The organism is Butyrivibrio sp. FC2001 (genome assembly GCF_000424125.1).
Classification (GTDB): domain Bacteria; phylum Bacillota; class Clostridia; order Lachnospirales; family Lachnospiraceae; genus Butyrivibrio.
Genome location: NZ_AUJH01000008.1, coordinates 199,557 through 224,320 on the forward strand (window position 1 = coordinate 199,557; position 24,764 = coordinate 224,320).

The 24,764-nt window shown below is 35.5% G+C and carries 18 protein-coding genes; 16 read left to right on the forward strand and 2 right to left on the reverse strand.

Annotation, left to right across the window (positions count from 1 at the left end; translation table 11 throughout):
* Window positions 1–279: 279 nt before the first annotated feature.
* The 16 genes from G601_RS0104775 (at window position 280) to G601_RS0104855 (ending at window position 23,028) form a co-directional block, all read left to right on the forward strand.
* Window positions 280–525, forward strand: a complete 246-nt coding sequence (locus tag G601_RS0104775; protein ID WP_026664646.1) for a hypothetical protein — start codon at window positions 280–282, stop codon at window positions 523–525.
* 112 nt (window positions 526–637) lie between these two features.
* A complete protein-coding gene (locus tag G601_RS0104780) occupies window positions 638–1,768 on the forward strand; it encodes a DegT/DnrJ/EryC1/StrS family aminotransferase (RefSeq protein WP_026664647.1) in 1,131 nt (376 codons plus the stop codon).
* Between the two features lie 273 nt (window positions 1,769–2,041).
* Window positions 2,042–2,551 (forward strand): PglD-related sugar-binding protein, encoded by a 510-nt coding sequence (locus tag G601_RS0104785; protein ID WP_026664648.1) that lies wholly within the window; start codon window positions 2,042–2,044, stop codon window positions 2,549–2,551.
* A 762-nt stretch (window positions 2,552–3,313) separates the two neighbouring features.
* Window positions 3,314–3,817 carry a hypothetical protein gene (locus G601_RS0104795; protein WP_026664650.1) on the forward strand — a complete coding sequence of 168 codons (504 nt, stop codon included), beginning with the start codon at window positions 3,314–3,316 and terminating at the stop codon, window positions 3,815–3,817.
* 562 nt (window positions 3,818–4,379) lie between these two features.
* The gene (locus tag G601_RS0104800; protein WP_026664651.1) at window positions 4,380–4,727 is read left to right on the forward strand and encodes a hypothetical protein; all 348 of its coding nucleotides are present in this window, start codon (window positions 4,380–4,382) and stop codon (window positions 4,725–4,727) included.
* Window positions 4,720–8,148 (forward strand): RHS repeat protein, encoded by a 3,429-nt coding sequence (locus G601_RS0104805; RefSeq protein ID WP_026664652.1) that lies wholly within the window; start codon window positions 4,720–4,722, stop codon window positions 8,146–8,148. The genes G601_RS0104800 and G601_RS0104805 overlap by 8 nt, the downstream gene beginning before the upstream one ends.
* A 90-nt stretch (window positions 8,149–8,238) precedes the next feature.
* Complete coding sequence (locus G601_RS21975) at window positions 8,239–9,783, forward strand: hypothetical protein (RefSeq protein WP_155834463.1); 1,545 nt, start codon at window positions 8,239–8,241, stop codon at window positions 9,781–9,783.
* Window positions 9,784–9,816: 33 nt separating this feature from the next.
* Window positions 9,817–11,001, forward strand: coding sequence for an alginate O-acetyltransferase AlgX-related protein (locus G601_RS0104815; RefSeq protein WP_026664653.1), 1,185 nt, complete (start codon window positions 9,817–9,819; stop codon window positions 10,999–11,001).
* A 285-nt stretch (window positions 11,002–11,286) separates the two neighbouring features.
* Complete coding sequence (locus G601_RS0104820; RefSeq protein WP_242834381.1) at window positions 11,287–12,429, forward strand: MBOAT family O-acyltransferase; 1,143 nt, start codon at window positions 11,287–11,289, stop codon at window positions 12,427–12,429.
* Between the two features lie 16 nt (window positions 12,430–12,445).
* The gene (locus G601_RS0104825; protein WP_026664655.1) at window positions 12,446–14,155 is read left to right on the forward strand and encodes an LIC_10190 family membrane protein; all 1,710 of its coding nucleotides are present in this window, start codon (window positions 12,446–12,448) and stop codon (window positions 14,153–14,155) included.
* A gap of 15 nt (window positions 14,156–14,170) precedes the next feature.
* On the forward strand, window positions 14,171–15,718 hold the full coding sequence (locus tag G601_RS0104830) for a hypothetical protein (protein ID WP_207638019.1): 1,548 nt from the start codon (window positions 14,171–14,173) through the stop codon (window positions 15,716–15,718).
* A complete protein-coding gene (locus G601_RS0104835) occupies window positions 15,711–17,276 on the forward strand; it encodes a DUF6056 family protein (RefSeq protein WP_242834382.1) in 1,566 nt (521 codons plus the stop codon). The genes G601_RS0104830 and G601_RS0104835 overlap by 8 nt, the downstream gene beginning before the upstream one ends.
* Window positions 17,266–19,332 (forward strand): hypothetical protein, encoded by a 2,067-nt coding sequence (locus G601_RS0104840; RefSeq protein WP_207638021.1) that lies wholly within the window; start codon window positions 17,266–17,268, stop codon window positions 19,330–19,332. The genes G601_RS0104835 and G601_RS0104840 overlap by 11 nt, the downstream gene beginning before the upstream one ends.
* Window positions 19,333–19,368: 36 nt before the next feature.
* The gene (locus G601_RS0104845; protein ID WP_026664659.1) at window positions 19,369–20,958 is read left to right on the forward strand and encodes a glucosyltransferase domain-containing protein; all 1,590 of its coding nucleotides are present in this window, start codon (window positions 19,369–19,371) and stop codon (window positions 20,956–20,958) included.
* A 63-nt stretch (window positions 20,959–21,021) separates the two neighbouring features.
* Entirely contained in the window at window positions 21,022–22,533 is a 1,512-nt protein-coding gene (locus G601_RS0104850; protein ID WP_026664660.1) for a DUF6056 family protein, read from the forward strand.
* A gap of 48 nt (window positions 22,534–22,581) precedes the next feature.
* Window positions 22,582–23,028: a hypothetical protein gene (locus tag G601_RS0104855; RefSeq protein WP_026664661.1), complete on the forward strand. Its 447-nt coding sequence runs from the start codon at window positions 22,582–22,584 to the stop codon at window positions 23,026–23,028.
* Between the two features lie 198 nt (window positions 23,029–23,226).
* On the opposite strand, the gene G601_RS0104860 is transcribed toward G601_RS0104855, so the two are convergent.
* Window positions 23,227–24,303 carry an acyltransferase family protein gene (locus tag G601_RS0104860; RefSeq protein ID WP_026664662.1) on the reverse strand — a complete coding sequence of 359 codons (1,077 nt, stop codon included), beginning with the start codon at window positions 24,301–24,303 and terminating at the stop codon, window positions 23,227–23,229.
* A 26-nt stretch (window positions 24,304–24,329) separates the two neighbouring features.
* The gene (locus G601_RS0104865) at window positions 24,330–24,677 is read right to left on the reverse strand and encodes an SGNH/GDSL hydrolase family protein (protein WP_026664663.1); all 348 of its coding nucleotides are present in this window, start codon (window positions 24,675–24,677) and stop codon (window positions 24,330–24,332) included.
* Window positions 24,678–24,764 lie beyond the last annotated feature (87 nt).

The window sequence follows — 24,764 nt, forward strand, 5'->3', positions numbered from 1 at the left end:
TCTTCGATGTAATGCAATCTTTATCATATGTGAATTGTCAAGGTGCTCCAGTCTCTATGAGGATGGGGGATATTATATGGGGAGAGCCATTATAACTGTTAATATACATTGTTGGATTGCGCTACCATCGATTATTTTGAATTTACGTAGCTTTGTATTACATTTCGATAATTAACAAGACATCAAATCTTTCGACTTTATTATTATTGCTCTTGCTTGTAGCGTTGGTAGCAACGGTTAGCATGGTTTATAATAAAAACGAACTTGGTAAAGGATTATATGAGTTATTCAATAATCTATGCTTCTATTTTGGGATGGACAAATGTTTGTGTCATCACAGATAATTTTGATGAGAGATGGCTTACTTCAAAAATAAAAGTGGATTCATCTTCCATAGCGTATTCTTTACGGATGTCACAGTTTTTTGTGTGGCCTGTTATTAAGAGGCTTATAATTCTTGGAGTAACAGATAATAAGGGCAAAATAGTAGGACTCATTGTTAATATGAAAGCACAATGGCTCTAGAGTATATGGTTAATAAACCTTTGAAGGGGATAGCTAAAAAAAATAGGTTTTAGATTTAAAGTACATTTCAAATAAGAGATTGTGAAACAATTAGGAGAGAAAAGGAGTTAGCATGATAGAGTACACATCATTATTAAAAAATTATAATCTATTTAAGGATGAATATGAGGAGGCAAGCCTTAGAGCGTTACGTTCCGGATGGTACATCCTAGGACCAGAATTAGAAGGATTTGAGAAGGCTTTTGCTAAGTATTTGGGAGTAAAGCATTGTATAGGAATGAATAGTGGAACAGACGCTCTGATATTAGCTGTAAGAGCCTTAGGGATTGGTTCTATGAATTCCGACATGGGAGGCTCTGAATACGATGAGGTCATAGTTCCAGCAGGTACATATATTGCATCAGTTCTCGGCATCACAGAAAATGGGGCAAAGCCGGTTTATGTGGATTGTGACGCTGATACACTGTTGATAAATCCAAAACTAATAGAAAATGCAATTACAGAACATACGAAGGCAATTCTGCCCGTTCATCTATATGGTCAAAGCTGCAATATGGATGCAATTCGCGCTATTGCAGTTAGACATAATTTGCCTATTCTTGAAGACTGTGCACAGTGCCATGGAAGTAAATGGAATGAGATTATGGCCGGAACAGGCGGCACTCTTGCAGCTTTCTCTTTCTATCCAACAAAGCCATTAGGTGCTCTTGGAGATGCTGGGGCTGTGGTTACCAATGACGATGAGATTGCAGATAAGCTTCGTATGCTTCGCAATTACGGATCACGTGTTAAATACCATAATGAATCTATAGGCCGCAACAGTCGCCTTGATGAAGTGCAAGCGGCGTGCTTATATGTCGGACTAAAACATTTAGATGATACTAACCAGATTAGGATAAAGATTGCCGAGAAATATTTGACATTGATTAGAAATCCAAAAGTTAAACTACCATATAAAGACCCTCATGCGACACATGTTTATCACCTGTTCCCTGTAATTGTGGATGATCAGAAGAAGTTCCAGAGTCATATGGAGAAAGCTGGTGTAAAGACACAGGTACATTATCCTATTCCACCATATGCTGCAGAGTGCTATCAGAACACATTTGCGGGAGTTGAGAACGGTGAGACGCTATATCCTAATGCAGATTATATTGCAAAGCATGAGGTAAGCCTTCCAATTTATTCTGGTATGGATATGGAAGATGTTGAGGTTGTTATCAAGGCTGTTAATAATTATTGACCTATTCATTTAACCCGTGAAAAATAGAATAAGTATGAAATCTTACAAACAGAACTTCCAACTATAATCGAGATTATCATGTGACAGAAAATAATGGCGATTCAGATATAAAGCACAGCACGGAGGGAGAATTAATATATCTGGCTTTAGGATGGGCTACAATAGGGGGTGTGTGTTAAAACGTGAATAATAATATGACCAATGAAATAAGGATTTTTAGGGAAGTAATCTGAAATGAAGAATTGATATTTTGATGTAGAATTAGGGACAATTATGACACTCATTATATTAGGGGCCGGTGGCTATGGACGTACAATAGCTGATGTGGCAGAGCAAATAGGAAAATATCAAAAAATAGCTTTTCTTGACGATAAGGCTGAAGGTAATACTATCATCGGAATTATTGCAGATTTCAGCAACTACATTAACCAAGATACTGAGTTTTATCTGGCGATAGGTGATAATAAGAAAAGACTAGAGTGGATAGAAATACTTGCAAACGCTGGAGCCCAAATTACAACAATTATTCATCCATCAGCATATGTAAGTCCGAGAGCTAAAGTGGGTGTTGGCTCAGCAATACTACCCGGGACAATTGTTAATACTGATGTGATTATAGGCATTGGATGTATCATCAATCTTGGTGCGATAATAGATCATGAAACCGTTTTAGAAGATGGAGTTCATATCGCACCTGGAGCGGTGGTTAAAGCAATGAATAGGATTAAAAGATGCTCAAAGATTGAATCTGGAACTGTGATTGAGAGAGGGCAGATGATGTAAATAATGTCCATAACCGCAACCTATTCTTTTAAAGATAGCACCTACACTTGGCATCACGAGTCACAGAATGAATACGGAGCCTGGCACATCTAAATTTATTATAGAGTTCAGGCTTTGGGAGATGATAGGTGTGTAAACGTAGTTTAGAATTATTATGGGACTGTAAGATTTAAGTACATTGGTTCATGTCCAATAGGAATCATAACTGTGAAAACTGAGGTGATGGAAATGGCGAGCTTAGGATTGGGATTGCCTGGCATAGTTAAAGAGAGGAAGTTAGGTTGTACTTATCATGGATCAGAAGTATTTGCAGAAAAGGAACATAAATGTCAAATTCAAGAAAAAACAACATTATGCTTGGCGTGGTTATCTGGAAAGATGGACGGTTGATAATGATAGATTCCGACGGATTCACACATTCAAAAAGAATCCGATGCGGAAACAGCTAGAATATGAATATTCAAGATTAGATGAGGTGGGATTTGGAAAGTTTTACTATGATATGTCTGGGTTTACATTAAAAGACATAGCTTTAGTATCATAGTTTATTTCTCATATCCAAAAGGATAGTCGTATTAAAGTTGAGATTAATACGGACCTTATAGATGTTGCTAATACGGAGCGTGATTTTGTAGAAGGCTTGATTGGAACATATGAAAGAATAGATAATCATCACCAGTTTATTGAGAAATTATAAATGGTGATTTATCACTCTTTACCGATACGAAATTGTAATCAGTTATGAATATAGCTTACTAACAGATGATAAGTTCGTTATATTGCGGGGAGAAAATAATATCAGATGAAGACATAACTACCATTGTTTTTGATGCGTTGGATGATAGAGATGGCGAAGATCCTAAATTTGAGTTTTTAAGATTCTTTTTTATGCAACAGCAGAGATCTCTAGCTATACATGAAAATCAGGCAAAGATGTTTGAAGAGTTAAAACTGAAGAACACTAGGATAGCTGACGTAAACACAAGTTGTTTTGTGGACTCTCTAATGATATTCCATGCTGAACAAATAGCAACAAATATAAGTACATATTTTCACACATGGCATGAAAGGCTAGAGAATAAGACAGATAATCCATTTATTACGTGTGTTTGTACAGCTGTGAATTTGATAGGAATGGAGATAAGCGACAGGCAGGAATTCTATTTTCAATTGAGACCAAGAGTTGCAATTAAATTGTGTAAGATCTATAGGAGGGCTAGATACAGCAAAAATGATAATTTTTGTATTGATGTGAATGATGAGTAGACAGTACAGAAGCTAAACTATCAGATTACACAAGAAGCTTATAAGGAAGTTTTTTCAAATAATGAATCAATTCTCTATGAAATTCTATGCAATAAGTAAGAAGATAAGGGCGACGAAAAAGGATGGATGTTTTGAAATTTCTAGACAAGCAGATTTCACTAAATAACAAAAGATAGTTTAGAGGCCAAGGTTGGGTATGGTTGCCGATATAAATACAAAATAACTTTATAATATGGGGTTAGCAGATGATGGGGGAGTTTTATATTAGTGAGTTATATAGCGAGAGTGGTGATAATCACTCTCAGAGCAAGCTTGAGTATGGCTCTTAATAACCATGACGATGATGGTATAATTGAGTAAGCTATGGCATCATTCGTATATCCAGAAGGTATTATGATAATTGCAGAGGCAATGAAGAGAGAGGTGATTCGTCGATGTATTGTTGAGTGCTGATGTGATATAATGTCAGCGTTGGTATAAATATGAGTCCTTACGATTTAGGTAATTAGTTTTGTTTAGGAATAATCAGGGAACAGATTTTAGATACTATGGGAGAATTATTATGTTCTTATTGGCAGATGCGCTAAGTGTAATCATAGCATATCTGCTTTCTTTGCTTATTTGCTTTGATTTCAGCTATTGGGATATCCCCGGAATGTATATCAGCATTATTGGTTACTTATTATCGCTTGCTAAAGTGACTACTTTGGCTGTTTACTATGTTTTCAGACTATATCACTGCATATGGAACATTGCGTCATTGATAGCGGTTTACAGAATATTTGGGACATACTTTATTATAGCGGTTATGCTATTTACTGAAAACAGAATTGAAGGTGTGAATCTCCCTAAAAGCTATATGCTTATAGGGGGGATTGCAGATATTGTGGGGGGTATAGTATATGATTAAAAAAATATCCTGGAATAGTTTTTTGCTTATTGGAATGATTTTTGCGATTATGATGGCAGCCAGGGATGAGTACAGGGATGGTGCATATCAGCTCATCATTGTTGGTATTTTTTCTCTGTTTGGCGATATTAATTTTTTTTTCACTAAACTAATAGATTTTATAAAAAACTTCTCCTTGTTTGCTATTGTTACAATTATATGGACAGTATATTTTGGGGTTTTTAACAGGACAGGGCTTGTATCATACCGATATGTTATTACAGCATTCGGTATTATTTTTGCTGGATATCATGTTGCTTCAGCAGGTAGAGATGAATTGCAAAAGACTCTTGAAAAGCTTTGGGTATTGATTTTTGCTATTCTTCTATTGGCAATAGTTAACAGATTTCTTATACCGGATTTCACTGGGGACTTCCGGTTATTCTATCTTAATTCTATTGCTGAGGGTGATGCTGCTATAGTATTAGCATTGATATCGCTTTTTTATTTAAATGATAAGTGGAGAAAGCATACGGGAGTTATTATTGCTTTTGCTATAGAAATCATTGGAGCTAGAAGATTAGATACAGTTCTGCTTGTAGCCATTATGCTTATATATTTGTTGATGAGGCGGAAGCAGATAAGCGAAGAGATAGTTGGCGGGCTGCTAAAGAATAAGAAGAATAAGTTCATTGTAGTGGGTATTGTTATGCTAGTAGCACTGATGATGGTATTTATTAGCAAGGATACTGATCCGACATTTATAGAAAAGTTGAATGAAAGGTATCTTAGCGCATTTTCTTCACTTTCAAAAGATGTATATCTGAATTATCTGGGGGATATTAGCTTAAGAATTAGGATTTCTGCCATTAATCAAGTCTTGAATATTTTCAGAGAGGGTACTGTTTTAGACGTTATTCTGGGAGGGGGGCTTCTTAGAGGCTACTATTCAATCAAGCCTTCCATGACAATGCTATCTATGGCAGCAGGAATAGCTGCTGGGCCAATAGAAAATGCTTTTTTTGCTCTGCTCGCTGATTATGGAGCTGTTGCGTTTGTACTTTTTGCCGGAACATATATTACTTCTTTTTACACAGCGTTTTTTTCAAAATCAGCAGCGGTAAGAACATGGTCACTGTTCGTTATTGCTATAATGACATTAAGCGCATTTATAGATATGGAATATTGGATAAATATAGTTTTTTTTCTGTGGGTAATAATAGGGATGTATCTGTGGGAACTAGCAAATGCCAAAGAAGTTAAGGCATATATTCCTTCTCTTGTATTTAGTATTTTTGCTGTAACTATACTGTATTATTTACCATGTGCATATAGTTGGATAAGAACCGCAAGGAATGCTTATAGTGCTCATATTGGTGGTGTATTTACCTTTGTTATTGGTTTTATTTCAATCATTGCTATAGCAATGATCGCTTGGAATGTCAGTAGATTTTTGTCGGATTTATTTATAATTCATAAAGTAAAGGGCCGAAGTGTTGTTTTTACTATGACATCTACAACAGTATTAATTGCGATAATTGTGGTGGGAAATTATTGCATTAATGATATGCGTGGCGTATTAATGGAGCGCATAGATGGTGAAAAAGAGATTATTACTGAGATAAAAAAGAGTGCCAGAGGAGAAGTCTATAATGACACTTATCCTGTTATTTACAATGAAATATTTGGCGAAATACAGGGAACCTTGTTTAGCGGAGCAAGTCTTGCAAATCATAATAACACAACTGTAATAATGAGTATTGAAGATGAAGCTCAGGTTCTTACCAATGCTGGATTTTTATATCTTCCTATATCACAGTGGGATGAAGTATATACTAATGATGAGGGTGTTATAGCAAGGCTTAAGGAAATGGGTTACAATCCTAGAGGATTTAATGACAGAGTTTATGAAGTTGATTTGGATAACCTTGCTAAAGCTAATGGGCTTACTTTGTCTGAGAATAATACTATTATTTTGGGTGGAACAGCTGATGGGTTGGTAAATGGGACTGATATAGATGTTTATCCCGGTAAGTATACGGCAACATATACTTTTAAGTTATTAAATATGAGTACTTCGGAGAATGATAGTATCTGCACTCTTGAGATTAATAGTGAAAATCTAAAAGTTCCTGCTGCGATTCATACGATTTCGAGAAGTGATTTTGACGATGAAGGGAATTTTATCAGTGACATTATATTTACTGGAGGAATAAAGGAGTGTGACTTCACTCTTTTGATGGAGAATGAAGATGAATTAGAACTTTGCTCCATATCATATACCAGAACACCTGATTATGATACACATGTAAAATATGATGATAACGCTAATAAAATATGGGAGGGATACTATACCCTTGAGGGGGAGCCTTTTGTACAGCCGACAGGGCAGGCATCTGTAGAATATGAATATGATGATGCAGGTAATAATACCGTAGTAAGATACTATGATGCTGAGGGAGAACCTGTATTATATAACAATCAATATTGGTGTATGGAACGTGCTTTCAATGGTAATAAGCAGGTTACAAAGGAAATATATTATGGTGTAGATGGTGATCCAGCCATACTATCAGATGGCGCATCTGGGTATAAACGAGAATATGACGAAAAAGGAAGACTTGTGAAACTCACATATCAGGGACCAGATGGAGACCCTATAAACAATACTTTAGGCTACGCTGTACTTGAAAGAAAATATAATGATAAAGGCCAGCTGGCAAGAGATGATTATTATGATACTGATAATAACCCGGTAGAACTAGCAGGAGGCCAAGGTGCTGTAGAGTATGAATATGATAAGGATAGTAATAATACTATAATAAGGTATTATGATAAAAATGGGGAGCCGGTTTTGTACTATGAACAATACTGGTATGTGAATAGAACATTTAATGATAAAAAACAGGTAATAAAAGAAGAATATTATGATACTAGTAGTGCTCCTGCAATTTTAAATGAAGGGGTAGTCGGGTACGAAAGAGAGTATGACGAAAGAGGAAGGCAGATTAAGATAACTAATCTTGGAGCAGATGGTAATTCTATTATCAATAAATCTGGGTATGCCGTTCTTATTCGGGAATATAATGATCATAATCAGATTGTGAGAGAAAAATATTTGGATGAGAATAATAATCCAGTAGAGTTAGAAGGTGGACAGGCATCTGTTACATATGAATATGATGAGGAGGGTAATAATACAGTCATTAGGTATTTTGACGTCGAAGGGAAGCCGGTGCTTTATAATGATGAATATTGGTATGTAGACCGTATATTTAATGAAAATAAGCAAGTAATCAGGGAAGATTATTATGATAAAAATGACGAGCCAGTTTCGATATCTAAAGGTTATGCATGTATTAAGTATGTATATAATCATGAGGGAGTAGCTATTAAGAAGGTATATTATGATCTTGATGGTACTCTTGTTGGCATGGAATAGAAGGCTGAAAAGTAGCCTTTTTAAGAATTAATTCATATGATACAATCAACAATGGATTATAACTAGATGATATATGGAAAGGATATGTTAATGGATTACAGAGACAATATAGAAATTGACCTGATAGATTTAGCCAAGGAATTACTGGCAAAATGGAAGATTGTACTATTAAGTGCAGTTATTGGGGCTGTCTTAATGGGCGGATATGGTTATATGAAATCCGGACATGAAGTCGATGTTCAGACAGGAGAGGCTGTAACTGAGAATGAGAGTTCCAAACTTGCATCTCTTCGTGGTGCATTATCAGAGAGTGATGCTGCAGTGGTTGAATCAATGGCTGATCAGTATCTGACCTATGCTAAGGAGTATGCATACCAGCTAGAATATGTAGATAATTCAATACTTATGAACCTTGATGCCTATAAGGTACAGAAACTTACCTCATACTATGCAATAAATAATTGTGATTATGAACTAAAGCAGGATTCTGAAAATGATGATTCCAATCAGATTAATTTGGTAGGTGCAGATTCGACTATTAGTAAGCAGCTGTATTCCAATGGACTGGTAGTTAGCGATGCTAATAATGTTGCTGCTATTTTCCGGAAGGAACTATTGAATAAGGATGTTCTGGCTAAGGCAGCAGAGGTGACTGAAAATGAGTATTCAGAAGAGCAGATGGCTGAACTTATAACTGTTGAAATTGATGCTAATAGTATTTTGGCGGTGTCAGTACGCGGATTTGATGAGGACATCAGCAGACAGATAATGGATATTGTTACAGAGAATATAGATTCTGTAGCTGAGAAGGCTAAGACAGCCTTTGAGTTTGATATGTCATATATCAATTCTTATTACAGTATTGAGAAGGATACGGGGTTAATTGGCATTAAACAGAGTGCAGTCACTTATTTGCATACTTTGAAAAGTAATATGGTATACATGAATAATAGTATTGTTCTTACTGCGGATCAGAAAAACTATTATGCAGCTCTGACAGAGATGATTAATAAGGTGTACCTCGATAAGGCAGTAAGAGGTGACATAGATGCTGATAACGTTGCTGAGATTAATAGTATTGATGATCTTGTGTCTTTCGATGATGGTGAAGAGGTAGAGACTCGTATAGTAAGAAGTTTTAACAAGAAATATATAGCTCTTGGAGCTTTTGCCGGAATGTTTGTTGCTATGCTGGCATATGCAGCTTTGTATGTTCTTCTTGGTAAGCTCCATACAGAGAGCGATATGCGTGATGCCTTTGGAGTGCCCGTAATTGGAACACTTCCTGTGGGAGATAAAGATAAGTTAAATAATAAGCTTGATCTCGTTGCTTCTGAACTTTCAATTAGCGCTTCTAAGGCTGAAGCCAAAAAGGCATGTCTGGTTGGAACATCATCCGATGCTGAATCAAAAGAGATTAAGAGACTTATTCAGGATAAGATTGCCGGTGGAATTACAACTACAGTAAGCAACAATATTTTTACAGATCCTAAGGATTTGCATATGCTTTCAGAATCAGATGTGGCTATACTTGTGGAGAAAGCAAATGAGTCTAAGCTGGAAGATATAGCAAGAGAGCTGGAGCTTTGCAAGAACTGCGGAGTGAGAGTACTTGGAGCAGTTGTGCTAAAATAAGAATTATAATGATTCTGATTTGGAGTAATTGAGTTGGATAAAACTGTAATAAACAGTACAGAAAATCAACATGATAATAATACATGGAAATATTTCTTTGTATTATTATTCATGTTGATTTTGTTGTATCCTGTTTGTGGATTTTTTATTGATAAGACAATAGAATTAAGCGGTGTTACAGCTGGAAACGAGAACGCCGTATTCGGATTTACTGAGATTATGGATGGAAGTGCCCAGGCTACTTGGAATTCAATAATAGATAATTCGTTTCCCGGTAGAAAAGCACTTATTAAGCTCAGGTCGCAGCTGATTTTTTCTGCTTTTAAGAAGTCCCCTAATTCAAATGTAATAATTGGTAAGGATAATTATTTATTTGAACCCGAATACGTTTACAAGGAACTTAATATTTATCCGGTATCAGATGATTCATACTTTGAGGATTTGATTAGTAAACTGGATAGGTTGCAGGAACTATGCACTTCTAAAGGTAAGGAATTATATATTTTTGTTACACCTACAAAGGCGCATTTTTTTAGAGATAAGATACCTCAGAATTATTTAAGTATGGCTAATGATGGCGAGAATAATTATGATAAGTTTGCAAGATATCTGTATTCCAGCAATCTTAAGTATTTTGATTGTCATGCATACTATGAGGAACATAAAGGAGATCTTGAGGCACCTTTATATTACTCTACAGGAATTCATTGGTCTCATCCTTGGGGGCAGTTATGTGCGAAGGAGTTTGCCTCTTATATAGCTGAGAATAGCAAGTGGCATCTGGGAACATTAGAACAGAAGGTGAAACCTTCGAAAAACAATGTTCCTACATTCCCTGATACGGACTTATATGACAGCTTAAACCTTATTATGAGACCTTCAGGAGATCAATATTTTAAATCTAAATTGAAGGTTGTTGATGAAGAAGAAGTGCCTACAGTTTTCTACAGAGGTGGAAGCTTTATGGGACAGAGTCTCTCTGAACTGGGAAGCAGTGGCCTATTTAATGTAAGTGCCCATTTTGAAAACAATTATTGTATAATCAATGGTGATGCCAGGACATTTTCAGGTTTTGATACCTACGATGAATTTGGCGATGTGGGTAAGTATTTGTCAGAATCTGACATTTTGATTCTTGAAGTTAACGAGGGAGCAATTCCAACTATGAGTTGGGGGTTTATAGATTATTTATTGGAGAACCCGAATTTACTTGGGTGATGTGAGATGGTTTTTTCTTCTATTGTCTTTGTGTTTTGTTTTTTGCCGGCAGTTCTGCTTCTATATATTGTTGCGGAGAAAACCGGCAATATTAAATTTAAAAATCTGGTTATGCTTATCGCCTCAGTAATATTCTATTCCTGGGGCGGATTAAGATATCTTTTTCTACTTTTCTTTTTGATTCTCATTAATTATATTTGTGGAATAATGATTGAGAAGAGTGGAGTCGGGTCAGTTTCAAGGCGAGTGTTTTTTATTATAGCTATATGTGCGGATATATTAGATTTGGTATTTTTTAAGTACTCAGGTTTTATAGGCAGCAATATAGAGACACTACTTAAGCGTGCAGGTAATGTTGATGTTTCTTTTGGGATGCCCACTATTGCTCTGCCAATTGGTATTTCCTTTTTTACATTTCAGATTATGTCCTATGTGATTGATGTTTATTGGGGCAAAGTACCTGCGCAGAAGAATATATTCAGGCTTACATTATATATTATGATGTTTCCACAGCTTATAGCAGGACCAATTGTACGTTATATCGATGTAAATGAGGCACTTTCAGCTAGAAAAACTACCTGTGCTATGGCTGAGCAGGGTGTAAAGAGATTTATCATCGGCTTTGCAAAGAAGGTATTTTTGGCTAATGCTATGGGAAGTATGGCGGATGCGGTGTTTGCTCTTAGTGGAAGCTTTAACACTGCCTATGCCTGGCTTGGAGCTATCTCATATACTCTTCAGATATACTTTGATTTTTCAGCATACTCTGATATGGCTATTGGTCTTGGATTGATATTTGGATTTATATTTAATGAGAACTTTGTATATCCTTATACTGCCGGAAGTATACAGGAATTTTGGCGTAGATGGCATATCTCATTGTCTACCTGGTTCAGGGACTATGTTTATATTCCCCTTGGCGGAAACAGAAAAGGGAAGATTAGGACATATATAAATCTATGGGTGGTATTTTTGCTGACAGGTATATGGCATGGAGCTGCCTGGCAGTTTATTGTTTGGGGACTTTATCACGGTTTGTTCATGTTCATTGAAAGATTGGGATTTGGCAATGTTTTAAAGAAATTACCTGCATTTCTGGGACACATTTATTCCTGTATAGTTGTGATTGTGGGATGGGTATTCTTTAGAGCTGATAATCTGACTGTGGCTTTGAATTATATCAGAAACATGTTTTCCTTTGATTTTTCTAATTTTAAAGTCTTCTCAGTATTACCGGGATTGGATTCGATGTATGTATTTATGCTTGTTGTCGGAATACTGGCAGCTCTACGTGTGCCGGTAGCTTTGAAGGAGAAAGTTAAAGTTCCTTCGCCTTTGATGTATGCAGGCTATTTGATATTGTTTGGAGTTAGTATTATATACTTGGCCGGATTATCATATAATCCGTTTATTTATTATAAATTTTAAGTGAGGGAGATAAGAGATGATTATAAGTTTATTTAATATGGCATTAGCTTTAGCCGTAATATTTCTGGTTGGATATGGTAGTACTGCACTCATTGGGAAGTTATTGCATATTCCATCAATAGATATTGATTTAAAGATAGTTATCGGATTCGTAATGACCACTATTTATGCAGAATGCTACAGTCTGTTTGCCGGAGTGGCTAATGCTGCCCTTCTTATAATTATTCTGATATCAGCTATTATTTATTTTGCCAATAGAGCAAAAATCAATTCTGAACTGAAAGGTTTTTTTGGACGTCTTTCAGGATGGATGTTATTAGTAACATTGTTATTTGGAATTGTATTTGTGGTTATATCAGGAGATGTTCCAAAGGCTTGGGATGACTATCTTTATCACGCTGCTGCTATCAGATGGATCGAAGAGTATGGTGTAGTGCCTGGACTTGCTAATATACAGCATAGATTTGCATATAATAGCTCATTTATGTGCTTTCAGGCTCTGTTTAGTTTTAGCGGTATAGCTGCTTTTGAGCATAGGAGCTTTCATTCTATGAATGCTCTTGCATCTTTTCTTTTATGTTCTTATTGTGTTTGCACTATGTCTTTTATTAAAACAAAAAAGATAGTGGGTTCAGATTTATTGAAGCTTGCAGCACTTTTTTATGTAGCAGTATATTTTGCAGAGATATCATCTGCCGGTACTGACTATATAACGTTATATATGGTTGCGTATGTGTTTATTAAGGCTTTTGAGTATTGTGAAAAAGAGATAGTGGATGCCGGCTTTTATGGTTTACTTGCTGTGATAGGCATATTTAGTTGTACTTTAAAACTTTCGGCGGGACTCATAGTACTAATAGTCTTTTTGCCACTTATTGCATATATCAGAGAAAAGGAATATAAGGAAATCATGGTATTTGCGATATTTTCTATGTTGATCGTTATTCCGTTTCTTATCAGAAACGTAATCATCTGTGGATATCTCCTGTATCCATTCCGTGGTTTGGATTTGTTTAACGTAGATTGGAAACTTCCTATGGCTACTGTTGATATTGATTCTGTTTCAATGAGATGGATTGCAAAATCTTTAGGTCCTGCAGGATATGGTTTAGAGGGAGCAGATACAGCACATATTTGGGAGTGGCTACCATATTGGTTCAGGACTAGTCTTTCATTTATGGATCAGATAATATTTGTTGCTTGTATTGTAGGAATATTTATTTATGCGATTATTTTTATTCGAAGATTGTGTCATAGAGAGCTAAAACGAATGGATTTCTTTATGGTATGTTTTATTGCACAGTTCATATTTTGGCTTGTAGTATGTCCTCTTCCAAGATACGGGTATATGTACATGCTGATGTTAATGTCTATGGCAGCTTCATATATGCAGCATAATGCCAGAGCAGTTTACGGTACAATTGTCGTTTTATTTCTTGCAACGATTACCTATAAGGCGGTGAGTACTTATGATGCTAAGGAGGTTCGTTTCCTGGTACCTGCAGATTATGTAAAGGGTGAGGATGTAGAAGGGCATCAGACTTCTTTGAAGGATAAATATGGGAATGAGGTTGTCTTTTATACTCATGCCGGTGATCATAGTAGAACATATTATCAGTGGTTTCCGATGCTTGATAATGGTGAGTATGATAGCTTTGATAATCTTATTTTCAGAGGCGAATATATTAAGGACGGATTTGCAACCAAACTGCTGGAAAGAGAGTGATAGTATATGCCAAAATTGGGAGAAATGATAGGGAAAATAATGCTCGGTATAATCAGACTATTAGTTATAGCCGGTCTCTTATTTTGCATTTTTAATATTGTAGCTCCCGAATACTACTTTTCTTTACCCGTATATAAAGAGGTTATTTCCATAGCTTTAAGCGCAGTTGTATTGCTGGCTATTAGCTACTTTGTAAACAAAATAAAAGGAAAGTCTGTTTATAAGATTTTCAGGATTATAATGTGGGTTATTTGGATTATGATACAAGTGGTTTATATCTATGTATCATATTCAACGTATAATGCTGATGCTGCAGCAGTTAGAGAGATTGTAAATGCATACCTTAGTCCTGATAAGGTATTAGTCGAAGGCAACTTTTATTTTGATTACCTATGTAGATATGTGAATAATATACCAATTGTGATTCTTGAGTATATTGTCATCAGGGCTGCCAGGGTTTTGGGCTTTGCAATGTCCTTGGAATCTGAGTGTCTTTTGTTATGCATATTGGCAGGAGTGTTTGCTGACCTTGCTATTTTATTTACTTCGATATTAACTAATAAACTTGCAGGGAAAGACGCGTCAACCATCGCTTTTTTGCTTTCGGTTTTTCTTGTGGGTCTTAGTGAACCGGCGACTATATTATACACAGATATTGTTTCGCTCTGGACAATTCCTGCAAGTTGGTTTTTTATTTTGTGTGCATTTGATTATGAAGGTAAGAAGAGGATAACATTTGTCATACTTTCATCTGTTATTGCCAGCATTGGTATCCTTTTTAAGCCGCAGGCCATAATTGTTCTTATAGCGGCATTTGTAATTTCTATTGTTTTTGCATTACTGAAAAAGGAATTAAAGGGAAAGAAATACATATTGCTATTTGTAATTGTTTCGCTTCTACTCTATAAAGCTGAGGGCGGTATCGTTGACAATTGGACCTATGGACATATTGCTTCTAAAGAGTATATAGAAGATCATGAATTTGTATTCTGGCATTATCTGAACATGGGATTAAATGATGAACATAAGGGAGCGTATTACGCTCCGGATGTTGATCTTATGTGGAATACTATTGGTAAGCAGGAAAAGAAAGAAGCCTGCATAGCCAGTATTAGGAATCGACTTGATAGTAGAAGCTTCAATGAGCTTATTATGTTTTGGAAAGAGAAGGTTGTAGGCGCCATTCATGATGGAAGTTTTTCAGCTCCCACCATATGGAAAGGGGATTTGATTAATACAGATGCCAGGTATGTCGGTATCCAGGATATTTTAATTCCTAAAAATGGAGGATGGACAAGAGGAATAGGGAGGATAGTTCAAACCCTTTATGTCCTTCTGTTTGGTGCTGTTCTTGTAAGTATTTGTATGAATATCATAAGAGGGAATAAGTCCGGGATAATAAGGAAGCTATTCACAGATATAGTAGGATTGTCTATATTAGGGGACCTCTTATTTATTCTTTTGCTTGAGCAGAATCATAGGTATTTATATATAATGCTTCCGCTGATGATTGTCGAGACAGCAATAGTTTTTCAGGTTATCGGGAGAGGGAATAATGAGTAATAGAAGGTCGTTTTTTGAAAGAGGTTTTGTATTTTTTTGGATATGCTTATTCATTTTCCTCCTGGTTCAAAACAGTTTTATTTGGCTGTACTTTGACGATTATGGATATGCAAGTCTCACATATTTAGGAAGTGATTTTAACCGGACAGGTGGTACGGGGTATTCTTTTGGCCAGCTACTGGGATTCCTGCAATATCATTATTTGCACTGGGGAGGTAGAGTTACCGGCTTCTTTATGGAAATATTGGCTATGAAGCATTCAGTTTGGGTGATCAGGATTATTCAAGCTGTTTTGACATTGTGTCTTTTACTTTTTTCCTACAAAATCGTATGTTTTGATAATAATAGAAAATGGGAGGCATCTTTTATCATAATTGCCTTCTTTTTCCTTATGGGGATTTCGACCGTTAATTGGGGAACCATGTGGTTTTCAGCTTCAGTAGCATATTTATGGTCTGCAGCTTTCTTTGTCATTGCAGTTTACTTACAGCTTAAGCTATTACAGGATGATTTTGATAATAATAAGAATCGTACTGCATGCGCGATTCTCTGCACATGTTTGTTTGCTTTGGCAGCATCGATGCATGAGCAGAGCTCTGTGGCAGTAATCTGCTATGTTTTTCTTACTGATATTGTTTATTATTTACTTGAGAGAAATAAGATTAAGGCTGAAAATATATGGCGTATGTTCTTTTCAATTGTTGGAGGAGCATTCTGTATAATGGCTCCGGGAAATATTGAAAGGGCAGTAGCAAGCAGATATGATGCATTTTCTTCAATGACAGTTTTGGGCAAGGTAAAGCATAATCTTCCATTGGTATTGATGATCAACCTTGATGACAGTATTGGAATTACAAGTCTTTTAGCAATATCAAATATTCTTGCAGCAATAATTATATTAAAAAAATTATCCGGTAAAACCCGGGTTAAATCTGTGATTTTAAGAGTGAATATTCTGGTAGGGATTATTCTGGGAATAATTGTTATTGGGTGCAGCATTTATCAAAACAGACCCTTGGGTAAACAAATCTTTGAGGGGTTATGGGTATGTATTTTTGTAATCAATGTGTCGATTTTTATGTTTATATGCAATAAGAAGCATATTTTAGCGATATTTATTTCAGGTATCATGACACAGGTTATGATGCTGTTTTCGCCGGACTTGAATTTCAGGGTTCATATTTTCTTTGTGTTCTGTCTTGGAATTACATGCGCCTGCATTATTTCTGAAAGTGTTAAGGATTATAGAGTTCTTGTCCGTGGGATAGCAGTACTGGCCATTGTTTATGGAATAATAACATCTATGAATCTTACAGTTGGTTACTGGAGAAATAATAAGATAAATAATCTGAATGATATGATTATGAGAGATGCAGCCAAGTCAATTGCGAAGGGTAATACAGTAGAATCAATTCGTCTGTATAAGCTTGTTGATGATAAATATGCCTGTGTTATGCCATATCAGGAAGGATTTGAATCTGCAAATGGCTTAATGAAAAATTATTATATGATTCCGGGCGATATTTCGATAATTTGGGAGGAATATGGTGAACAATGATCGAAATGAAACTGTAAGAACAAGTGGTGTATTAAGCTTTTTAAGATATTTTATAAGAGCTAATGCCCGGTCAATTCTGATAGGTCTGATTCTTGCAGCCATATTAGAGGTTTTTGTGTGGAATTCTGCCGTTTATCTTCACAATGGAGGTAATAAAGTAGAAGATCCTATGGTGTCACTTATGGATGGAACACCTCTGGAATATGGTAAATCATATAGTTTTGAAGCAGGAACAACACTGGAATTATCCGGTATCAGTCAGGAAGTCAAAAATATATTTCTGGATTTAGATTGCAAAAATGAGGGATGGGATGATGAAAATCGACAAACCGCGATGCATGTAACAATTTCCATAACTGATGAGGGGCACGTAGAGTATTATGGATTTCCAGGCAAGCTTATCAGTCCCAAAGTGTCTTCATCTATGTACCTTCCGATTGAGGCCTTTGGAAAAGTAAATAATATGCGTATTTCTATTTCAGAGGCGTTGGATAATGTAACAGTCAATGGAATAGATATTAATGCACATATACCCTTTAGATTTGTACTTGGAAGATTTCTGGTATTTTGGCTGTTAATTGCATTTATTTGCGGAAGTATAACCTATGACTATGCAAAAGAGTCAGGAAAGAATAGAGTAGCAAATAGTAAAATGAGATATGCTGCAATCCTGCTTTGCTTAGGAGTAATTATTTCTACAGTCTATTATTTCCAAAGTAAGGCGTGGGTATGCGGTGCCTTTAGGGGCTATAACGATCTTATAAATGCTTTTGAAGAGCATAGGCTTTATCTTGAGGAGAGCACAGATAGTGTTTTAGCAGGTTTAGATAATCCGTATGACCCCGTGAACAGATATGTATCAGGTGCGGAAAGTTATTTTGATACTGCGTACTATCAGGGGAAGTATTATGTATATTTTGGTGCAGTACCTGCGGTGCTGCTTTTTATGCCGTACCATTTTATTACGGGAAAATATCTAACTGATTCATTAGCTCATTTTATTATTGAACTGATGATTATTATTGGAAGCTTTTTGCTGGTGCATGAGATAAAAAAGAAATATTTTGATAAGCTTCCGTTATCTTTATATATTCTGTTCTCGACAATGATATCTATATCATCGGGAGTTATTCTGATGATAAAGAGAGCTGCTATTTACTATATTTCTATTGGAACGGCATTGGCATTGGTAACATGGGGCCTCTTTTTGTGGTTTAAGTCCGTCTCAAAAGGAAAAGTATGTTATTGGCAAGGAATGCTGGGCTCACTTCTGATGGCATTGGCAGTAGGGGCAAGACCTCAATTTGCGATGTACAGTTTTCTGGCATTTTTCGTATTTAGAGGGTTCTTAAGTATTAGGGAGAATGGCTGCAAAAATGTGATACTTTTGACTTTGCCATACTTTCCTATAGCTTTCTTGATCATGGCTTATAATTATTTGAGATTTGGATCACCTTTTGACTTTGGAGCTAATTATAATCTGACAGGATATGATATGGATCATATGGGGATTCATTTATCAAGAATACCGATTGGACTCTGGTATTATTTGGTTAACCTGCCAATTTTTAATTTAGAGTTTCCTTTCCTGCAATCCGGGAAAGTGCTTACAGACTATCCGGGTTATATTGTGACTGAATCTATGATTGGTGGGGCGATAGTACTTATGCCTGTTACATGGATGTGCTTAAAGCCTTCGGTTATCAAGGTGACAGGATATTTTAAATCGCTCTTAATATGGGCACTTGTGCCGGTACTGATTGTTACCTCTGTTGACACTGTTATGTGTGGTATTTTGACACGTTATCAGATGGACATAAGATTATTTCTTATATTCTCTTCGCTGATTATTATCTTTGATTACTTAAAGATCCAATATTTAGCAGGCAAATTCGATACATACAATAATGGATGCAGGATAGCTTCGCTATTATGTGTGCTGACTTTGATATCGTGTGTATTGATATTCTTTGCTCAATATGATGAACCGGACTACTCTGTAATGGCTTATGATCCGGTTTTATATTGCCGCATGAGAGCGTTATTCGGATTGTGATTTGCAGATTATTGTTTGAAGAGTGGGTTTGTTGTTATGGTACTGAAAAATAAAATTTATGATTATTTAAAAAACAATTGGTGGGTTTATGCATTGCTGCTTTGCTTTGGAATGATAGTATATGCACCTGCAATAATCGATGAATTGCCTAATCCGGATGCGTTGTGGACAGGAACTTTATACAAAGATAGCTATACATGGGAGCTGTCTTTGGGACGTTATATGATATGGTTTTGGCAGAAGCTTTTTTCGTACAATATTTCTACAACCTTTAATACTATTCTGGCAATTGCAGTTTGGATCGTTACTGTACAGTTGCTATTTGATGCAATTGGACTTGAAGGTGGATTATACCGTGTGATTGCAGGATGCTTAATGCTTATTTCTCCCTTTATGCAGGGAGGAGTCACATATTATTATTGCTTTGCTTATTATGTGATTGCTGGTCTTTTTGCAGCAATAGCGTTATGTCTTGCCAATCTTGAAATAGCTGATAAGAAGATTAAAGTGATATTGGATATGTTGGGTATTGTTTTATGGAGCTTTTCGTTGGCTACATATCAAGCTTTTCTTGGATTGTATATTTCTGTCTGTGCCATTGCTATTATTGTGAAAATATTGGATAGCAACAACGTGGCGGCTGATATAGTAAGAAGGATTTTTCATTATTTCTTTGTATTTGTAGGTGGAGTGCTTCTTTATTTGATAACCAATAAATTCGTATTGTTGGCAAATGGGATTCAGGCTGAGGAGAGCAGAGGCTTTTCTAGAATGGGACAGCTTATGCTGGGACAGCTGGTGTCCGGAATAGTGAGGAGCTATAAAGTTTTCGTGGATTACTTCTTTGGCAATGGGATGATAAACAATGCATATGGAGTGCTGATCTCAAGAAGAAGTATTAATATAGCCTTTTTTATTATTCTGGCTGTAGTATTCCTTGTTCGGATGATTTCTGTTAAGAGGGAATATTTATTCAAAATATTCGCGGTGATTCTTTTTATAATGTTACCAATGTTTTTATTTTCAATAGTAATACTAGCACCCACAGTTAGTGTTTATGCGACAACCGGTCCTATAATGCTCCCTGCAACCAATATGATATATATTTTCTTGTTTGCATTAATCTCCAAAATGGAGAACGGGAGAGTTATAAAATGTCTGGGAGTAATAGTTTCTGCATTAGTTTTAGGTATGCTTTTACAGCTAAACAATGATTCTCTTAATTACCTGAAATTCCATATGAATCAAATGGAGTATTTATCATTTGATATTTCAACTGCTATAGAAAAAAATATGAATTTTGATGAAGCACATAAAATTTGTATCATAGGTCGAGCAGGGAATGGTAATTATTCTGATTGCAGAGAAGAAATAAAGGATAGCATTAAATGGACAACGGCTTCCTACGGTACTATCTGGAATGACTTTTATGGAACCCAGGGCTGTTGGAGAAGCTTTATGAATAATTATCTGGGAACAGATTATGTCGAATGTAATATAGATGAATATCATGAGCTGATTGCCAAATATGATATAACACAGATGCCGGTTTTCCCTGCAGATGGAAGTGTTAAATATATGGATGGTATAGCGGTTGTAAAGTTATCTGATGATTTATGGGAGTAGAGTTATCTGAAGATTTACGGGGGAAGTATTTGTTTTTATTATGAGATTGAAGGAATAAAGGTTATGGAAAAGAAATCATTAAGCATTGATAGATGGCCAATTATACTGTTTGTTGCCTTTTTTATATTTTTATTCTTTCAATATAGACTTATTTATCTGTATTCTGATGATTATGGGTATGCAACATTATCATATGCCGTAAGTACAGATAAAACCGGTATATTAGGCTTTTTTGATTATCTTCTTAAACATTATATGAATTGGGGCGGAAGAGTTCTGTATTATAGTGTTCTTATTTTAGGAACTGCAGGTGGATTATGGGTAATAAGGATAATTGAGATTTTAATAGTCTTTCTGGATTTTTGGCTGATCTATAGATATCTTACAAATTTCAGGGTGAGTTCTGAGCTTAATAAGGGATATTTGTTCAAGGCGGCTTTTTTAACAGTATTATCCTATGGCCTTATTCAGCTCAATATGGCCACCCAGTCTTTATATTGGTATAGTGCTGCAATTACTTATACATTGCCGTTTTTGACATTTGCATTATTGTTTTATTTATTATATGCAGATTCTTTAAAAGAATTATCGATACACCGGGTGGTAGCATTATGTGTTTTGGCGCTGGTTGTTGGCTTTTCACAGGAGCAGTATGCCATAACTGCATGTTTTATTTATTTTGTAAGCTATGTGATACAATTCAAGTCCATGTCAGATAGGAACAAAAAATATCTTTTAGTTATTGGATTATTCCTATTGCTTGGAAGTTGTATCTTGATATTTGCTCCGGGTAATTTTAAGAGAAGTTCTGCTCTGGATGCCGATGTGCCAATGATGATTGTTTTGGTGAATAGGTTAAGGAATATTCTAAGACTCCTGTTTAGCAGGTTTATGAAGTATTATATCTTGGCGACGATAGTAGCATTGTTTTTTTCCTCAGTTAAAAAGGTGATTAGAAAAAGGTTTATATATTTACCTTTTATATGTTTTGATCTGTTTATTATTGCAGTATATGTAAAGTATGGAGAATTGGCAGATTATATCAGTGAGTTTTCCAGGTGGCGAGAATGTTTGATGTACGCAGCTTTGCCTGTACTGCTTCTGCATGTATTTATGCTTTGTAAGGGTAAAATGTGGGTTTTCTTTTCCTATCTGTCAGGAGTGATATGCACATTAGTTATGCTTATATCCTCAGAGCTGCAGATTAGGACGTTGCTTCCATTTGTGTTGTTTGGAATTCCTGTGATAATAAGTCTTATATTGGAGGACGAGGAATTAAGACCTGTACAATATTTATGTATTCTTGCATTGTGCATTGTTTGCGGAGTTAATTTAGTTGGCATTTATAAGGGATATAGTAAGAATTATACTGTAAATGAGATAAATTATCAGAGGCTAAAAATGGCCGCTAAAGATAATCAGCCTAAATTGGTTCTGTATAAGAATATAGATGATGCCTATAGTTATGTACTTCCCTACATGTATGATTATATGTTTGCATACCAGGAAACTAATATGAAGTATTATTTTGGGATTGACGAAGAAACGGTTTTTGAGTGGGTGGATTACCAGTAGTAAGAGGACTGAGCATGATGACTTAAGAAGGTCACTGCCCGGTATGAGATGGGGAATCTGAGCGGAGAAATAGACCTGAAGATAAATAAGCAAGGTGGATACGAGGGAATTCTTGAAACTGCTGATAGGAAAGCTCTATCAAGTGGCCATGTGAATTTTTATATTACAACCAAGACAGGCGAAGAGTATCTGGTTGCTTCTAATAATGGAGATTTGTGGCTTCAGTCTATGCATGATGATTTTATCGGATACTTTAACCGGATTGAAAATTGTGATTATACGATACTTATGGCAGGGGCTGATGATGTAAGTACAAATCTGACTAAAAAGAAGAGAGAATGTCTTAAGAATCTGGGAATACAGAGTGACTTAAAAAATAAATCCGGATACAGTTTTTATGCAATTGTTGAAAATGGAACGGTTATAGAAGATGTATCAGAGGAGGCTCAAACAGTTTCTCGGCCCCATAAAATACTAAAAGAAAGGGATTTGTAGCATCTGCATTTCTTGGTTAAACCTCTAGTTAAACCAAATTCAAATCTTATCATGGTCAAATAATATTATTAGCTATATCAATACGCCACTTACACTATCTTAAATGTTAATCATTTTGATTCAGCCGTTAATAATTTTATATAAAAAGCACCTTAGACTTTTTTCAAATCTAAAGTGCTCTGTATCGAAAATATTCCTTTACGATATTTTTTTCTTCAAAAATCTGGTAATAGGTTTTTCTATAATTTCATGTAAAAGGATTGTATATATTGAACATGAAATAAAAGATATCACTATTCTCAATATATTTGTGTCAATGCCGATCTTACTGATAATAAATAATGTCGTTTTCCATGTAAAATACTGACCAAAGAAGAACGCATAAGATATTTCGCAAAGATATCCTATAATCTTTGAATTCTGCATCCATCTAGGGAAACTTAATTCTGTCATTGTAACGATCAGAAGCATAAACATAGGTAATGCGACCCAACTATATAGCATGTAATCGCCTGGAATTCCAACCTTAAGAGCAACTGTGACTCCAGCAATTAAAATAATATATTCAACAATAACCGCCCACCAACTGAATAAATAATTTGAAAACTTGCATTCTGAAATATTTGTCATCATTGAGCATAACAATACACCAATTGTAAATTCAAGGATTCTAAAAAACGGATTTGAATAAATACCACTAGTACCGAAGAAATAAACTATAAATGGCGAATGCAAGAGTACTATTGCTATTATTAAAATTAGTATTACCTTGCTTCTAATTCTTATCTGTTTTGTAATCTCCTGTATCAGTGGATATACAAGATAGCTAAGTAAAATACAAGACACAAACCATGTTCCACCATTATGAGTCACCGCAAACAAGCTATTAAAAGTGGATTGAATTCCCAGTATTTCTGTTGGCGCAAGTAGTAAGTTTTGGGTTGGTGATTCTTGTCCCAACAAAAAAATATATAGCAGAGCAATTGCATAGTATAACGGCAAAATCCCAATCAATCTCTTAGAATAGAATTTTTTAATTCCTTCTATATCATGCAAATCCCGTTTGTTCCATGTTAAATATAAAGAGAAGCCTGACAGTATGAAAAATGCTGTCATATATATCGCTCCCATATTTATAAACGGAGTTAAAAAGCCATACTGACACTGAATATGAATATTAGAATGAAAAAGAAATATAAATAGCACCGCTAATATTCTATAAATATCCAAACCTACTATTCTTGATTGTCGCTCATATTGTCCATCAAATTTCATGATATCAACTCTGTCTTTCCAAAGAATTATTCTTGATTTTTTAATGCCTCTATAATCCTATTAGCTATTTCCTTCATTCCTTCATCTCCAGGGTGCGTAGATGCAGCCTCCGATACTGTAATAGTTGTACCATCACTTTTATTGCATATAATTCCTGTAGAAGACTGGTACGCCTTATCCCCAATCAAATCTTCCAAATTTACAAAAATAACATTGGTATTAGCAGCGGCCGTTTTCCTCATTTCATTTTTATCAACGCTCCACCAATCACCGATAACAACAATTGTTGCTTTCGGTGATTTTTCTTTTACATAATTAATTAAACTTTCCAAATCAGCTTCATATGTTGTAGCATCAGTAACATTCTCCCCCAAGCTGTATCGTAACTAAATCCAAGTCTTCACTCAGATAAGGGTCAATTAAGTCAAATGCTCTATCTCTATCAACAAGCCTTTCCCACG

Excerpts from the sequence above, each read along its gene's own strand:
- G601_RS0104795 (WP_026664650.1), top strand. The coding sequence starts at position 3,314 with ATGATAAGTTCGTTATATTGCGGGGAGAAAATAATATCAGATGAAGAC.
- G601_RS0104855 (WP_026664661.1), top strand. The coding sequence starts at position 22,582 with ATGGGGAATCTGAGCGGAGAAATAGACCTGAAGATAAATAAGCAAGGT.
- G601_RS0104775 (WP_026664646.1), top strand. The coding sequence starts at position 280 with ATGAGTTATTCAATAATCTATGCTTCTATTTTGGGATGGACAAATGTT.
- G601_RS0104780 (WP_026664647.1), top strand. The coding sequence starts at position 638 with ATGATAGAGTACACATCATTATTAAAAAATTATAATCTATTTAAGGAT.
- G601_RS0104845 (WP_026664659.1), top strand. The coding sequence starts at position 19,369 with ATGGTACTGAAAAATAAAATTTATGATTATTTAAAAAACAATTGGTGG.
- G601_RS0104825 (WP_026664655.1), top strand. The coding sequence starts at position 12,446 with ATGATTATAAGTTTATTTAATATGGCATTAGCTTTAGCCGTAATATTT.
- G601_RS0104805 (WP_026664652.1), top strand. The coding sequence starts at position 4,720 with ATGATTAAAAAAATATCCTGGAATAGTTTTTTGCTTATTGGAATGATT.
- G601_RS0104835 (WP_242834382.1), top strand. The coding sequence starts at position 15,711 with ATGAGTAATAGAAGGTCGTTTTTTGAAAGAGGTTTTGTATTTTTTTGG.
- G601_RS0104800 (WP_026664651.1), top strand. The coding sequence starts at position 4,380 with ATGTTCTTATTGGCAGATGCGCTAAGTGTAATCATAGCATATCTGCTT.
- G601_RS21975 (WP_155834463.1), top strand. The coding sequence starts at position 8,239 with ATGGATTACAGAGACAATATAGAAATTGACCTGATAGATTTAGCCAAG.
- G601_RS0104860 (WP_026664662.1), bottom strand. The coding sequence starts at position 24,303 with ATGAAATTTGATGGACAATATGAGCGACAATCAAGAATAGTAGGTTTG.
- G601_RS0104850 (WP_026664660.1), top strand. The coding sequence starts at position 21,022 with ATGGAAAAGAAATCATTAAGCATTGATAGATGGCCAATTATACTGTTT.
- G601_RS0104785 (WP_026664648.1), top strand. The coding sequence starts at position 2,042 with ATGACACTCATTATATTAGGGGCCGGTGGCTATGGACGTACAATAGCT.